The following is a 13,622-nucleotide window of genomic DNA, read 5'->3' on the forward strand; positions in this document are numbered from 1 at the left end:
AATAGAAAAGCTCTGAAATGATAAAATCATTCCAGAGCAAACTAAACATAACCATCGTTTATCTTCTTTCATCCAGACTGTACTGTCGGCTTCGGAGTTTCACCGAATCATGCCTTGCGGCTCGTGGGCTGTACCACCGGTAGGGAATTGCACCCTGCCCTGAAGATGTTTATTCAATTGTGTTGTAGTATAGCACGGTTTATTTTAACTGTCAATAGCTTGACTGGCTCTCCATTAATTTTTCTGCGCCGTTTAATGTGTCAAAAATTCCTGTTCAGTCAGAATAGCGCCGGTTGGACAGGTTTCCACACACACACCGCAGTCCACACATTCATCTGCGTCAATGCTATACCGGCGATCTGTTTCAGATATGGCCGAAACCGGACACTCTGATACACAGCCGCCGCAGGCTATACATTCACTTGAAATAATATACGCCATATTTTCCTCCTGGGCCTGGCCCCTGTCCTTAAAACACTCTGGAATCTGTACTTAATCCTATAAGTAACCTTTTAGCCGATCAATGGCTTCCTCTTTCGTTGCCACGAAAAAGAAATCCCTGCCGTGGTTACTTTCATAAATAAAATCTTTTAAGGGCTTACTGGTATACTTTGAATAATCACCAAATATGGCTGCTTTGATCCGGTAATTAATGAACTTCTGAAGAATCTCGCCGGCAATTCCTGTGCTCAATCTAAAGAATTCTTCCGAAACAGCCGCCTTATCAATGGCGATTCTGTCCGCACCGGTTTCATATTGTACGGTCATAATTAAATCCAATGCAGACCCTGTATCTACAATTATTTTCGCTTCACTGGAAACAACTGCAATGTTCGCTTCGTCTGTCATAATCTTTTCAATTTTCATAAATGTCCTCCTAAACTAAATTTGCAGTACAAATTCCAGCTAGCTAGAGAGTATACTATGATTTTCTGTTTTTGTCAAATGCAGATTTCTACCAGGCCTCAGCCAAGACATTCGATATAGTAAAACCTCAGCCGCGATTTCAGGCAAAGCTTACTGCTCAGCTGTCTAAGCAAATTATTTCCAAAGTTGATTACGGCCTGCCTTTCGACTTCGCTGCAGCCTGTGTTTGAAAACCGGGCTTTTTGCGCTGAGAGCAGAACTTCCAAAAGCCCGGAGGCGTCGGCCTGTGGAAGCTTTTGTCTGACAGCGTCCGTATAATCCTCCGGCGAATCCAGATTATTGATATCAGGGCATCCCGCAAACCGAAGCATTGCCAGAATCCAACGGCTTGCCTCGAGCACTGCGCTGTCAATATCCTCCTGATGTGTAAGTCTTTGCCTCCGGCTGCAGATCAGCTTTCTCCTGAGCAGGCAAACTGCGAACAGAATTCCCGCAAAGAGACCAGCCACCCCAAAAGCGGCAAGCGCTTTACGCCCAATAGCAGTATCAGCTTCAGGTATTTTAACCTCTGGTGCCTCGGCTTCCAGGACAGGCTCTGGCAGCGCGGAGGGTACAGGCCATTCCTCATGTGTGGAAGGCTGCGTAGTGGATGAGGAGGAACGATTGAAGCGGTCATTTTCTGTGCCAAGGCCCTCAGCGGTGCTGAAACTAGGTGTCATCTCAACCGGAAACCATTCCATCTGTACTGGGTTAAAAACTTCCACCCAGGCGTGTGCGCGGCTATCCGCAATGGAAATATATCCCTCGCTGTCGCGGTCTTTTTTATAGTCAGACTCTGTTATCACATAGCCCTCTGCGTAGCGGGCCGGTATTCCCATCGCTCGCAGCAGAACAGTGGCGGTTGTCGCAAAATGAACACAATATCCCTCTCTGCTTTCATTTAGAAAATAGGACGCAAAGTCTTTGTCCTCAGGTATCTTCTCAGGACGGTTGGTATAATCGCAACGTTCGTCTAACAGACTGGCGACCCGATGACAGGTCTGGTTTAAATCAAGACCGAGGCCTGTATTGTCATCTAAAAACACAGGGTCAAGGCCATACTGAGCACACAGGGCTTCAGCAGACTGCTTTGTCTCCTCCGGCAGTGTTGTATAGGTATTATAAACATACCTTCGATAGGTCTGCTGCATTTGCCGGAAATCACTGTACGGAAGGCCGTCACTGCCCGTTCGCGCCCGATAGGTCTCTGAGGCCGCTCCTGCCTGTGACGGCGTTAAATACAGCTGTTCTAAGTCCATATCCTCTTCGCCGTCACTTCCGAATTTAATATCAGGGGGATCCTCTGCTACTGTAAAGGCACGGACCGTATACCCGTTTGCGTCATTAAAGGGACCAGCAGCACCATAAACGTCCTGAACAAAGTGGGCATTTCCAAGTTCGCTCACATCTGTAATCAATCCATTTGGCAGAAAAAGGGCACTCCTGTCAGAAGAAAGATTTTTGACGGACAGCTCGTAGGCTGTATTTCTCTGTTTCCCAAGCGAACTGGCAGACATACTCGCCATAAACAGGTGGTCCTCAGCATAATAGTTCTGAGGATTCAGCGATACCGGATACTCCATTGCCTGTTCATAATCTTCTTCTGCAGGTATCACCCAGGACTCCCCGTTATATACAGAGCCTGCGTAGCCTCTCAGATACAGCGGACTTTCATTTGTTGTTTTTACCTTAAGTACGGTCTTTCCCGTAAAGCGCAGACTGCCCAGATTATTTAAGCTGCCCATTCGCAGCCCGCCTCCCAGCGAGCCGCCAAAAACAAAATGATCCACACGGCTGCGAAGCCTGTCAATACTCTCAGGACGACTGTAATCCTGCTGTGGCAATATAAAAGAGGAAAATACCAGGGATAGCAAAACCACCGGCAGCATCATCCATACCGCCATGCGCTGCGCCCGGGAAAGAATAATCGTATCCTTCTTCCTGCTTTTTCTTCTGATTTTTAGAAACGGGCTTATCCCGGTATTCATACAGAATACATAAAGCATCACATAGGACGCTATCAAACAACCCAACGCCGGCAATGGCGGCACAATCATAAAGATCATAGGCACCACGGCAAAGGGAAGGGTTAAAAGCAGCAGACCCATCAGGCTGGGGCGGCGTATAACTGAATAGCCTGAAATGGCCGCCACAAAGAAAAGGACAAACAGAACCGCCTGAGTATCCAGCTGCAGTTGAACACTCGCTTCGAGTCCAGTTTCTGGAATGTGGATAAAGGACCAGGTGGAATGCGCATCAAACTGGAGCAACAGCTGTCTGAAAAGGTTGAGAGCGCCCCACTCCAGCTCATTGACGTGGTAAAAAGTCCAAACAGCCCCTGCCGCCATTGCCGCTGTCAGGGCCATCCACCATTTCTTCGTAGAATAGATTAAAAGGAATACCAGTCCATACAGCACTAAAACCATATTGAGCACGCCCGTACGCACAGGAAGCTCAAAGCTCCACAGAAATGAATACAAAGAGCCGAACAAGGCAAGCAAGAGGATCATGCCCTGCAGATAGAGGCCAGAGATTAGTTTAAGCTGCTGCTTCATCTTATTCGCGCCTCCCTTCTTTTTCACCGATATTGTCCTCCAGTGTGAAAACCGCACAGCCGGAAGCGCGCAAAGCTTTGACGAGCTCTGGATTGGGCCCAGCCATCAGCGCTGTGATTGACCGGTACTGTTTTTTTTGCAGAATGGCCGACAGGCAGTCTGCCGCCATCCTATCGCGTGCCGGATCACCTATGGTACCGTCCATAACAGCAATCAGGTATCCTCCCGCATGCTCCGGAGCAGCGCTGTCAAACAGTCTGATCACCTCGTGCTGCTCTGTTGCCTGTGCTTCCAGCAAACAGTATAAAACTGGCACAAAGGCCTCAGTCTCTGTAACAGTCTCTGTTATCAAAAGCTCTTTTTCTAACCATGTAACTGTAAAAGGAATCTGCTGTTCAAGACAGGACGCCGAAACCGTCGCAAAAGCATCCAATATCCGGTCAATGGCTTCAATCGTTGTCTTTTTTCCAAAATCAATCAGAAAATTTATATAATAATCCTCTGACAGGCTAAAATCTTTTACAATGAGCGTATCAAGACGCTGGCTGAGCTTCCAGTGGATTTTTTGAACCCTGTCTCCTGCCCGATAATCCCTCAGCTGAAAAATATCTCCCGGGTCGTACCCGGCTTTCCAGAGAGCGTGGGTATTCTGGTCAGAATCTGTATATCCGGCAGGAACCTTTAAATAATCAGATTCACAGATATTCGGCATAATATAAACTGATGCCCCAACCCCGGAAAGTGATTTCGGCCGAACCGGGAGCGCAAACAGCCGCAACGGGTCATAAACTTTTGCTTTCTCTACGAAAAGCCTGATTTTACCACAATACTGAAAGCTAAGCTTTGAATGCAGCACGGCGGTCTCAAGCGGCGCGATGCTTTTCGTCAACTCAAGAACGCCAGATCCAGAAGTACTGCCCAGCACATTTTCGTAAAATAAGATCAGGCACACATAAGCACATGGAAAATAAGAGGTGTTGCGGATCGTTAAAGCATAAGGAATATCCTCATGCTTTGCAGCGTCTGCCGACTCAAATGTTAAATCAAACTCCAGATCAAAATAGGCGGGCAGAACCGAAAGTAAAGAAAAAAACGGCAAAACAAGCATAACGATAAACAAAAGGTGTGAAATATACCCTGGATAGTACACAAGGAAGACCAGGGCAGCCATCAGAAAAAGGAAATAGGAAAAGCGCTGTTTTTTCATTATCCTATACCATTGAGGGAGCCGCTACCTCCTCCAAAGCCTTTTGGAGAAGCTGCATTTTCCCGATACTCGCTGCCCGTGCCTGAGCGTCAAGCAAAAGGCGGTGGCGGCAAACTACTGAAAAAACAGTCTGAACATCCTTTGGTGTCACGAAATCTCGCTGGTGCAAAAAAGCGCATGCCTTAGCCATGCTTAACAGCGCAATGGTCCCCCTCGGGCTGACACCAAGACGGATAAGGGGCTGTGAGCGGGTCCAGATCACCAAATCTGTAATATAGTCATACAAGGGCTCCGAGACAAAAACCGCATCAACCGACTGCTGCATAATCAATAAATCCTCATGTGAAAGGACATTTTTTACCTGTTCCAACGGCACAGCCGCCTGTCTGCGGCGCAGCATGTCTATCTCACTCTTCTTATCCGGATACCCCAGTGAAAGCTGAACCATAAAACGATCCAGCTGGGATTCGGGTAAGGGTTGTGTTCCGGCAGAACCGATGGGGTTTTGAGTGGCAATGACAATATATGGCTGCGGTACACTGTGCGCCACGCCATCCACTGTCATCCTCCCCTCCTCCATAACCTCCAGAAGAGCTGATTGAGTCTTGCTGGAAGTACGATTAATTTCATCCGCCAGAAACAGATTGCACATGGCCGCGCCAGGAATATAGACAAATCGTTCGTCTTTTTTGTGAAACATTGTGTAGCCTGTCACATCAGAAGGCATTACATCCGGCGTAAACTGCATACGCTTATAGGAAAGATCCATTGCCCTGGAGAAGGCCAGAGCCATGGTGGTCTTTCCCACACCAGGAATATCCTCAAGAAGGATATGTCCCCTTGCCAAAATTGCCATCAGAACTTTTCTGACTACAGGTTCTTTTCCCACCACTACTTTGTTGATCTCAAACAAAATTTGCTCAATCCTGTTCATTGGTAAACCTCATTTCATGCTTTAAATACAAAACGACAGAAAACTTTTTGTCATTATATCACTGGGAGTGCACTTCAAGTCAAGAGAAGATCATTGCAATGGTATTTTTAACGGATTTTGTCTAAGAGCATATTGTACTGAAGGTTTTCAGCATTGATTCCCAGCGCTTTAATGCCTCCCTGCACGCCAGTATTCTTTTTGATCATTGACTCAATATAATCGGAATGCTGAGGCTCTGTCCGGAAAATTTCTTCTGCGTGATGGTCTTTATCTATTCGGAAGCAGGACATGGTACGGGTGGTGTGATGATCCTCCCCCCGAACAGTGACTCGTCCTCCGGGACCGTCATAATAAACGTTTCCGCTTTCCAGCGCCGAGATAACCGCTTCAGTCTCTGTTGTCCCGGCCATCTCGACAGCCCGCTTATATAAATACATGGCCGTATAGGCTGTTTCTGTATCCATATTCATATACGGGACATTCCGGTGATTGTACAGAGTCCGGAATTTTTTTACATACTGCTGTGCCTTGGGGGTCTTAAGCTCTTCGATAAACGAAGCCATTACATACATATTTTTGAGCACCGGGGCTTTCAGCTCCACATTCAACGGATACTCCGCAGCGACCTGTGTAGTTGCATTGGGGATATGGTTTAAACCGCGCTCATGCCACTGAAGATAGAAACGGTCCTGGTTTGGGTAAACACACATGGAAAACAGTACATCGGTCTGCACCTGGAGGATACGGTCAATAACGGACGTAAAATCCATCATTTTTTCATCCAGATATTCAATTCCCACCACTTCACCGCCTAATTTGGGGACAAGGTATTTTACCCACTCGGCAGATAAAATGCCATAGTTGTAGTCTGCGGCTACAATATAACACTTGGGCCCGTGCTTTTTAAAAAGATAAGCCAGCATTTTTTCCATCTGCTGCTCTGGCATCGCAGACAGACAAAAAACATAATGACCTGACACTCCGCCCTCAGTCTGCTGCGTATTAAGGTACAGGGTTTTTGTCTTCTGAGCGCAGCGCTGCATAACATCTCTTGAGGGCGACAGCGTTGAGCCCATCAATACATCCACATGCTCCTGCTGCGTAAGCTCAAGCGCTGCCCTGGTGGTCCGGTCAGACTGTGAGCGGTCGTCTCGGATCAGCAGCTCAATCTGTTTTCCATCAACGCCTCCCGCCTCATTTATTTCCTTCACTGCCAGCTGGTAGGCGGCCTGCTTGCTCCGCTCTTCTTTTGAAGCAATACCCGTCAGATCTCCGATAATGCCAATTTTAATGACGGGACGGTCCTGTCGGATTTTCACATCGAGATAGGTCATTTCTTCCGGAAAGCAAATGGTAACCTCACAGCCTTTTCCCGACTGACCCATAATCGAGGCTTTACCGTCAAAACGCTCCGCGATACGCCGCACAGTGGCCAGACCGATGCCATTTCCCTCATATGCCTCATGGCTCCCAAGCCGTTCAAACGCCTCAAATATCCGGCTTGCATAGTTCATATCAAAGCCAATGCCGTTATCGCGAAAATGAAATGCCACACAGCCATCATGGTACGTGGCAAAAACCTTGATCCGCGCCCTTGACTTGTTTCGGGTAAACTTAATACTGTTTGAAAGAATATTGGTAACCATCAGCTTGATCAGAAACATATCACCTGTAATCTCCGGCAAATCTGCCATGTTTAAAGTGACCCTGCGATCCGGCGCGGCCCGCATCAGTTCCTCAAAGCACTGGCGGATAAGCAGCTGTGTATTGATGCGTATCCGGTCGATATCTTTAAGATCAGCTTTAGAGTATTCCATCAGCCGACTCACCATATCGGTCATTCCCTCACAGGTTTTCTGGATGGAATGAAGGTCCTCAATGGATTGAGGCGCCAGCCTTTCCTTATTATCCTCCTCAATAAACTCCGCATACAGGCTGATTTCGCGGGCTGGTGTTTTTAATTCATGGGCTACGGTATAAATAAACGAATTCAGCTGTTCAGCCGCTTTTTCATCCATTTGTTTTTTATCTTCCATGGTTTATATCTCCATATACTTTGTCAATCACATGATTAAACCCTTAGAATAAAATAAAAAAATGCCGGCTTAACGCCGGCACCGTTTCTTCAGGCTGTTAAGTCCTGACTATACTTTATCACGCTTCATGTTTACAGGCAACCACTTACTGTTTTTAAACAAAGATTTTACAGGCCACCTTAACGTTTTACCAAAACCATCGCGACATCATTGACATTGGTACCGGTGGCTCCGGTCATGACCAGACCGCCGCAGGCCTTAAGGGCGCGGTAAGCGTCGTTTTCCTGAAGGATGTCAAAAATCGAGATTCCCAGCGCCGTTAACGCCGGCTTTGTGTGCTCATCCACAAAGCCCCCTGCCGCGTCTGTCGGGCCATCTGTGCCATCTGAGCCGACACTGAAAACAGCCGTATCACGACAAACGAAAATTTTATCCGCTGCCGACAGTGCTATTTCCTGGTTGCGCCCGCCTCTGCCCTTACCGGTCAGACGGACCACTGTCTCTCCACCGGCAATCCAGGCGCGGCTTTCAGCCGTGTCCTGATGTGTGAGGGCAATGTCCCCCAGCATTGTCCCTGCCTCCCGCGCGACACAATCAAGATGATCGGTTAAGAGCTCGGTTCTATATCCGCGTTCCTCCGCAGCAATTTTTGCCGCAGAACAGAGCTCACGCACGCTTCCGGTTATCACTGTCTCAACATTGTCAAGACATTTTGGTGTCTCCTGTTCCAGAGCATCCCATACAGCGGGAGAAAGCTTGAGGCTGTACTTCCGGGCCACGCGCTTTGCATCTGCCGCTGTCGAGGAGTCGGGATAAGCCGGGCCGCTGGCAATCATATCAAGAGGGTCGCCCACAATATCGCTCAGCACAATACAGTATATCTGCGCCGGCATACAGGCCAGCGCAAACCGCCCGCCCTTTACCCGGCTCACACGCTTGCGGAGTGTGTTCATCTCGACAATGTCTGCGCCGCTGGCCAGCAGCTGTTCAGTAAGATCAGCCAGTTCTTCTCCAGGGATCACCGGGTCCTCGAATAAAGCTGAGCCACCCCCCGAGAGTAAAAACAAAACCGTATCCTCCTGTGTCATGCCCTGTACCAGCTCCAGCGCCGCCTGCGTTCCCCTAAATGAATTTTCATCCGGAACGGGATGTCCTGCTTCAATACAGGTATAGGCTGCGACGGGGCCCTTATCATAGCCATATTTTGTGACGACCACTCCTGACTCAATGCGTTTTCCCAACACCTTGTCTGCCGCCTGTGCCATCTGCCATGCCGCCTTGCCTGCTGCTACCAGCCGAACCCGGCCATTTCCAAAATCCTTGTTTTCAAGTGCCCTTTTGACCGCTTCGTCTGGCAAAACGGCGCTAATTGATTTTTTTATGATATAATCTGCGTCTTCTCTGATACTTGACATTTTCTTAACCTCTATTTTTATTTTGGACATTTCCGGATTGCCACGACTGTCTTACTGTTTTATAAAGCTAAAGGCCTCGCTTAAATGCGAAACATCTTTTTAGAGCGCTCAATAGCTGTCTGCGCTTCTTTGACACATGCTTCGGTATACGCGTAAAGCATATCGGCCGCTTCCTGCTCTTTACCTTCCTTTTTCAGCGCAACGGCTCGTGCTTCAACCGCATCGACTTCTGTCAGCCATCTGCTTTCCAGCTCATCAAACAGGCTTCTCACTATGGCATGGCGCTGTTCATAGGTTGCGCCCTCTGCGTCACCGTTAATTTCATCCAGCAGCGAACGCATATCCCACCAGAAGGAGCCTTCCTTATAGGTATCTTCGCGGTCAACATCTGACGGCGCGCACATGGTCTTTCCGAAGGTTCCCGCCTTCTGTAAGTACTCCGGCAAACCCTTGGCATCAATGAACAACGGAATATAGATACTGCAGCACGGAACCACTGGCGCCCACCACATAACTGGCAGCTTCTGATCATTGTCCGGTAAAACTGCTACCATCGAGGAGGCTGTATTCCCCCAGGTGAAACCAGGTGTTGAGTCGTGCATACAGATTGTGAGAAAATCCGGTGACGATGCGTTAAAATACGGCCCTTCTAAAAAGGTATCCTCATAATGGTCGCGCAGAATACGCTTCATTTCCATAACGCCAATTTTTTCGTCACGTCCTGCCGCCTGAGAAAGCAGCTGGCGCGCGCGCTGAACACGGATATGGGAAACCTGGCGCGGATTGTTCTGATTAATATATGCTTCTGCAAAATCAAAGGCATCTCTTTTTTCTTCTGGCCACCAGCCTTTTTCAATCGCATGATCGACAAGATCTTCACAGCCCCTTGTCATGTCGGTACGGATACTGACTTCGTTGGAGATGGCCGCGTAGCCTTTTTCCACTTTACGGACAGCCCAGCGCTTACCAGCGGTTTCAAGAATGTAGGCTTCCTTTTTATCGGCGATAATATAAGAATTGTTATATGAACCTGAAATGGTATCAGACATTGGCACGCCAGAGCCCCACTGTCCGTAGGTCTCAACCAGCTTTGTCATAACCTCAAGGGCTTCCTCTGCGGTTTTTCCCCGCTCAAGTCCCAGGCGGATGAGTTCCATACCCAGGATTCCCCGCTCGACCGGTTTTCCGGCCTCCTCTGATTCTGTGTTTTCCGTCAGATCCTTGGTGTAAACCGCTTCGTTGCCGATGGTCACGCCAAACGCGTTCATGCCCTCTTCATATCCCCAGCACCAGTAAGGTGATGAACCAAAGGTTCTGTACCTTTTTTTAGCCTGATCAATCGTTACATACGCAAGCTGCAGCTTCTCGCCGCCGCTAAAGGTTTTTTCCTCATGATAAGCCATCGGCTGGCAGTCAAAGGCCGGACGGTCGCTGTTTTTTGCCAGAATAACTGAATTTAAGGCCGAAATATCAGACAACGCTACAAAAGTATCACACATTTTAATTACCTCCTGAATGATAAAAACAAAATAACCAGTGTTCTTCTTATGGTTAAATGATACTGGAAAGGTTATCAAAAGTGAATGCAGTTTGGGCAAAGGATTATTTCAAAAAGACAGGCGCAGGAAAAATCTTGGAAATAATTCCATGTAAAATCTGTCTTTTTTCCAGAAACTGCTTTTATGTTGGATTATTTTTTTACGGTGTTCTTTTCTTTTTTTGTCAGACTCTCCCTGTAGCTACTCGGCGACCGGCCGGCTGTATTTTTAAAAATCCGGCTGAAATACTCCACATCCTCATACCCCAGCCCTTCAGCTATTTCATAGATTTTCAGGCTTTTATCCGCCAACAGTATTTCTGCCCGCCGCATTTTTAAAAAAGTCAGATACTGTGAAAAACTGAGATCCATCTCCTGTTTAAATAAACTCCCCAGATATTTCTGGTTGACGAAATAAGTGTTGGCCAGACCGGCCAGGCTGTGTCTTTCCTCCGGCTTTTCCAGCACAAGTATACACATCTCCTGGACCATCTTGTTATCAGATTGCAGCATGAAGGGTTTCAGCTGTTCAAAAATTCTGGCAATGCACCCTGAAAAAGTGATTACCTCCGTTTTACATGCGCTTTTTCGAAGGTCAATCTGAAACAGATCGTCCATCATCAAGTATTTTTCCAGATATGGCTTTTTAGCGCGGATGATTGCCTTCAGCTTTTTCAGCAGTTCGTTCATGCGGATAACGCTCGACTCCGGGCCCTCTGTTTCGACTTCCAGCTCAGCATCGACATGTCTTGCATAGACCATGGCGTCGTCCAGGTTTCCGCTCAACATGTAGTCTGCTAAAGCCTCGGTATGGTGCACGCTGACCCGTGCCGTTTCATTAGTGCTGCTGAGAAAGACGTATGCCCGTTCAAAGCAGTCCTCAACCTTGGCGTTATCGATGGGCTTTACAATATAGTCAAAAGCACCGTTTAAAATACCTTCGCGCGCGTATGAAAATTCAGCATATTCACTCAGCAGGATAACACAGTTGCAAAGATTTTCCTGTTTAATCTGCTTAAGCAGTGTAATTCCATCAACCAGCGGCATCCGAATATCTGTCAGCACCAGATCAATATCCTGTTCTCTGAGAAGCTCAAGGGCTTCCAGCCCATTGGAGGCCTCGTCGCTGATCCTGAATTTCGCACTACATTCCTCCCAATAAGGCATGCGTTTCAGCTTTCTTCTAAAAACTTCTCTGTCATTAACGACTAATATATTGTACATTCTCGCTTTCCCCTTCGCACCACCAAATTTATAAATCTAATTATACCATTTTTTATAAAGATTCAAAACCAGTGTTTTTATATGTATAGGCAGCGCTTATTTTATTTAAGCTGCTGCGTTCATATCCTCAGAATACTTAAGACGCGTTGAAAAGAATTGTAATCGTACGACAAACAATATATAATATAAATAATTCGATATCTGTTTGGCAAATTGGTAGATTATATTAGAAAAGGAGATTAAAAATGACACAGACAGGTAAACTATTGGAAATGGCCAAAAAGATGGCCGAAGCAGCCGAAAAAAAAGCTGTTGAAATTGATGTACCGATGGTTATTTCGGTATGTGATATTGGCGGCAATACTGTTTTGGTGCACCGCATGGAGGATTCTCTTCTTGCAAGTATCAGTATTGCACAAAACAAGGCCTACACAGCTGCATCATTGAAAATGCCGAGTTCAGTCGCAGGGGATGCTGCAAAAGAAGCCGGTGAACTTTTTGGCCTTGGTAACTGCTGTGAGGGAAGAATCGTCACGTTTGGCGGCGGTTTCCCCATTAAGGAAGGCGATCGGATTATTGGTGCCATCGGTGTCAGCGGAGGCAGTGTCGCAGAGGATGAAAGTGTTGCCCAGGCTGGACTCGACGCTCTGTAAGAATTCTGTGATTTAAAAGCAGGACCGGCCTGAAAAGACTGGTCCTGCTTTATTTTAATCCTCTAGCATATATTTTTCTTTATACTCATGTGTATGCTCGATCAGACAGATGCGAACGCCGTTCGGGTCCAGCACAAAGGTCTGTTTTCCTACTGTAGTAGGCATTATGGGGCCGGTTGTCTGATAACCATTTTCCTCCAAATGTCTGATTGTCTCATCAATATCATCGACATCTGTCCCGATCGAATACAGCCCTACCGGAAAGTTTGTATTCTCAATAAGCTCCACACTTGCGCCTTCGCTTTCCATGATAGTAATGCTGCCGCCACCGGCAAGATCTACATGGTATCCTTCTTTAAAACCCAATATATCTTTGTAAAATTTCACAGATTCATCCAGGCTTTTAACAATCATTGTTGAATACTGTACTCTAACCGCCATTTTCTTCATCCCTGCCCTTTCCGATTCCCTGTTCTTATTCGCAAAGCACTATAATTTCTTTATCAATATAATATTGGCGATGTGTCTTAATATAACGACACCCTCTTCTGTTCTCACAGTGCTAAAGCTTTCCATAAAGTTGTTTCAATGCTGATCTGGTTAAACGATGTTCTTTTAATTATAGCGTTTATCTTCAGTTAACACAACTCCCCCAATAAAAAAGCCTTTCCTCCATGAAGCACAAATCGCTTTCATTCAGAATGGCTTTATAAAAATTAATCCATGATTTCCATTGGTTTTCCGCAGCAGAAAGGAATCAGCTCTCCTTCTTTTACTGTCTGGATTTTATTACAGGTTAAGCAATAAACCTTACAGTCGAACGGCGCCCGAAGTTCCGGTGCTGCCTTTGCTTCTGCATCCGTTAATCCACCAATATGAAAGCGAGCCACATTATTTTCCGTCGGGATATAGACGCCAATTGGCGATAATTTTTTGTTATCCCCCACACAGTTTCCCATCTTAATCCATAAGGCTTCTAATTCAGCAGTTTCAATCGGGTTTTCCGGAATAAATTCAACGATCGCTTTGTCCATATTAATCTTCATAAAATTGTTCCTCCTTCGCTTTTCAACGCACATTTTAACGATATCATTATAGCACCGATTGTAAATCTTGTCTATTATTAAATAGGATATATTTTTAACTAATAACAAT

General features: G+C 46.6%; 12 protein-coding genes and 1 riboswitch. Of the genes, 1 reads left to right on the top strand and 11 read right to left on the bottom strand.

Features of this window, described 5'->3' with window-relative positions; translation table 11 throughout:
• Nucleotides 1–56: 56 nt before the first annotated feature.
• Nucleotides 57–171, bottom strand: a riboswitch (FMN riboswitch).
• A gap of 81 nt (nucleotides 172–252) precedes the next feature.
• From I2B62_RS04965 to I2B62_RS05005, 9 genes are all read right to left on the bottom strand, one after another.
• Entirely contained in the window at nucleotides 253–441 is a 189-nt protein-coding gene (locus tag I2B62_RS04965) for a 4Fe-4S binding protein (protein WP_195267847.1), read from the bottom strand.
• A gap of 57 nt (nucleotides 442–498) precedes the next feature.
• Nucleotides 499–867: a DUF4180 domain-containing protein gene (locus tag I2B62_RS04970; RefSeq protein ID WP_195267848.1), complete on the bottom strand. Its 369-nt coding sequence runs from the start codon at nucleotides 865–867 to the stop codon at nucleotides 499–501.
• Nucleotides 868–965: 98 nt separating this feature from the next.
• On the bottom strand, nucleotides 966–3,488 hold the full coding sequence (locus I2B62_RS20770) for a transglutaminase-like domain-containing protein (protein WP_195267849.1): 2,523 nt from the start codon (nucleotides 3,486–3,488) through the stop codon (nucleotides 966–968).
• A complete protein-coding gene (locus I2B62_RS04980) occupies nucleotides 3,463–4,668 on the bottom strand; it encodes a DUF58 domain-containing protein (RefSeq protein ID WP_195267850.1) in 1,206 nt (401 codons plus the stop codon). The genes I2B62_RS20770 and I2B62_RS04980 overlap by 26 nt, the downstream gene beginning before the upstream one ends.
• A gap of 4 nt (nucleotides 4,669–4,672) precedes the next feature.
• A complete protein-coding gene (locus tag I2B62_RS04985) occupies nucleotides 4,673–5,602 on the bottom strand; it encodes a MoxR family ATPase (protein WP_195267851.1) in 930 nt (309 codons plus the stop codon).
• Nucleotides 5,603–5,709: 107 nt separating this feature from the next.
• Nucleotides 5,710–7,638 (bottom strand): ABC transporter substrate-binding protein, encoded by a 1,929-nt coding sequence (locus I2B62_RS04990; RefSeq protein WP_195267852.1) that lies wholly within the window; start codon nucleotides 7,636–7,638, stop codon nucleotides 5,710–5,712.
• A 179-nt stretch (nucleotides 7,639–7,817) separates the two neighbouring features.
• Nucleotides 7,818–9,053 carry a DUF4147 domain-containing protein gene (locus I2B62_RS04995; protein WP_195267853.1) on the bottom strand — a complete coding sequence of 412 codons (1,236 nt, stop codon included), beginning with the start codon at nucleotides 9,051–9,053 and terminating at the stop codon, nucleotides 7,818–7,820.
• Between the two features lie 80 nt (nucleotides 9,054–9,133).
• Nucleotides 9,134–10,552 (bottom strand): C69 family dipeptidase, encoded by a 1,419-nt coding sequence (locus I2B62_RS05000; RefSeq protein ID WP_195267854.1) that lies wholly within the window; start codon nucleotides 10,550–10,552, stop codon nucleotides 9,134–9,136.
• Nucleotides 10,553–10,743: 191 nt separating this feature from the next.
• Nucleotides 10,744–11,814, bottom strand: a complete 1,071-nt coding sequence (locus I2B62_RS05005) for a response regulator (RefSeq protein WP_195267855.1) — start codon at nucleotides 11,812–11,814, stop codon at nucleotides 10,744–10,746.
• A 245-nt stretch (nucleotides 11,815–12,059) separates the two neighbouring features.
• Between I2B62_RS05005 and I2B62_RS05010 the strand changes: the two genes are divergently transcribed.
• Nucleotides 12,060–12,467: a heme-binding protein gene (locus I2B62_RS05010; protein WP_195267856.1), complete on the top strand. Its 408-nt coding sequence runs from the start codon at nucleotides 12,060–12,062 to the stop codon at nucleotides 12,465–12,467.
• A 54-nt stretch (nucleotides 12,468–12,521) separates the two neighbouring features.
• On the opposite strand, the gene I2B62_RS05015 is transcribed toward I2B62_RS05010, so the two are convergent.
• The gene (locus I2B62_RS05015) at nucleotides 12,522–12,917 is read right to left on the bottom strand and encodes a VOC family protein (RefSeq protein ID WP_195267857.1); all 396 of its coding nucleotides are present in this window, start codon (nucleotides 12,915–12,917) and stop codon (nucleotides 12,522–12,524) included.
• A 266-nt stretch (nucleotides 12,918–13,183) separates the two neighbouring features.
• Nucleotides 13,184–13,513 carry a hypothetical protein gene (locus tag I2B62_RS05020; RefSeq protein ID WP_195267858.1) on the bottom strand — a complete coding sequence of 110 codons (330 nt, stop codon included), beginning with the start codon at nucleotides 13,511–13,513 and terminating at the stop codon, nucleotides 13,184–13,186.
• Nucleotides 13,514–13,622 lie beyond the last annotated feature (109 nt).

Source organism: Eubacterium sp. 1001713B170207_170306_E7 (assembly GCF_015547515.1).
In the GTDB taxonomy this organism is placed as follows: Bacteria; Bacillota; Clostridia; order Eubacteriales; family Eubacteriaceae; genus Eubacterium.

Bases quoted from the DNA above. Each gene is read 5' to 3' on its own strand.
- I2B62_RS05020 (WP_195267858.1), bottom strand. From the start codon at position 13,513: ATGAAGATTAATATGGACAAAGCGATCGTTGAATTTATTCCGGAAAAC.
- I2B62_RS05015 (WP_195267857.1), bottom strand. From the start codon at position 12,917: ATGAAGAAAATGGCGGTTAGAGTACAGTATTCAACAATGATTGTTAAA.
- I2B62_RS04965 (WP_195267847.1), bottom strand. From the start codon at position 441: ATGGCGTATATTATTTCAAGTGAATGTATAGCCTGCGGCGGCTGTGTA.
- I2B62_RS05000 (WP_195267854.1), bottom strand. From the start codon at position 10,552: ATGTGTGATACTTTTGTAGCGTTGTCTGATATTTCGGCCTTAAATTCA.
- I2B62_RS05010 (WP_195267856.1), top strand. From the start codon at position 12,060: ATGACACAGACAGGTAAACTATTGGAAATGGCCAAAAAGATGGCCGAA.
- I2B62_RS04980 (WP_195267850.1), bottom strand. From the start codon at position 4,668: ATGAAAAAACAGCGCTTTTCCTATTTCCTTTTTCTGATGGCTGCCCTG.
- I2B62_RS04985 (WP_195267851.1), bottom strand. From the start codon at position 5,602: ATGAACAGGATTGAGCAAATTTTGTTTGAGATCAACAAAGTAGTGGTG.
- I2B62_RS04970 (WP_195267848.1), bottom strand. From the start codon at position 867: ATGAAAATTGAAAAGATTATGACAGACGAAGCGAACATTGCAGTTGTT.
- I2B62_RS05005 (WP_195267855.1), bottom strand. From the start codon at position 11,814: ATGTACAATATATTAGTCGTTAATGACAGAGAAGTTTTTAGAAGAAAG.
- I2B62_RS04990 (WP_195267852.1), bottom strand. From the start codon at position 7,638: ATGGAAGATAAAAAACAAATGGATGAAAAAGCGGCTGAACAGCTGAAT.
- I2B62_RS04995 (WP_195267853.1), bottom strand. From the start codon at position 9,053: ATGTCAAGTATCAGAGAAGACGCAGATTATATCATAAAAAAATCAATT.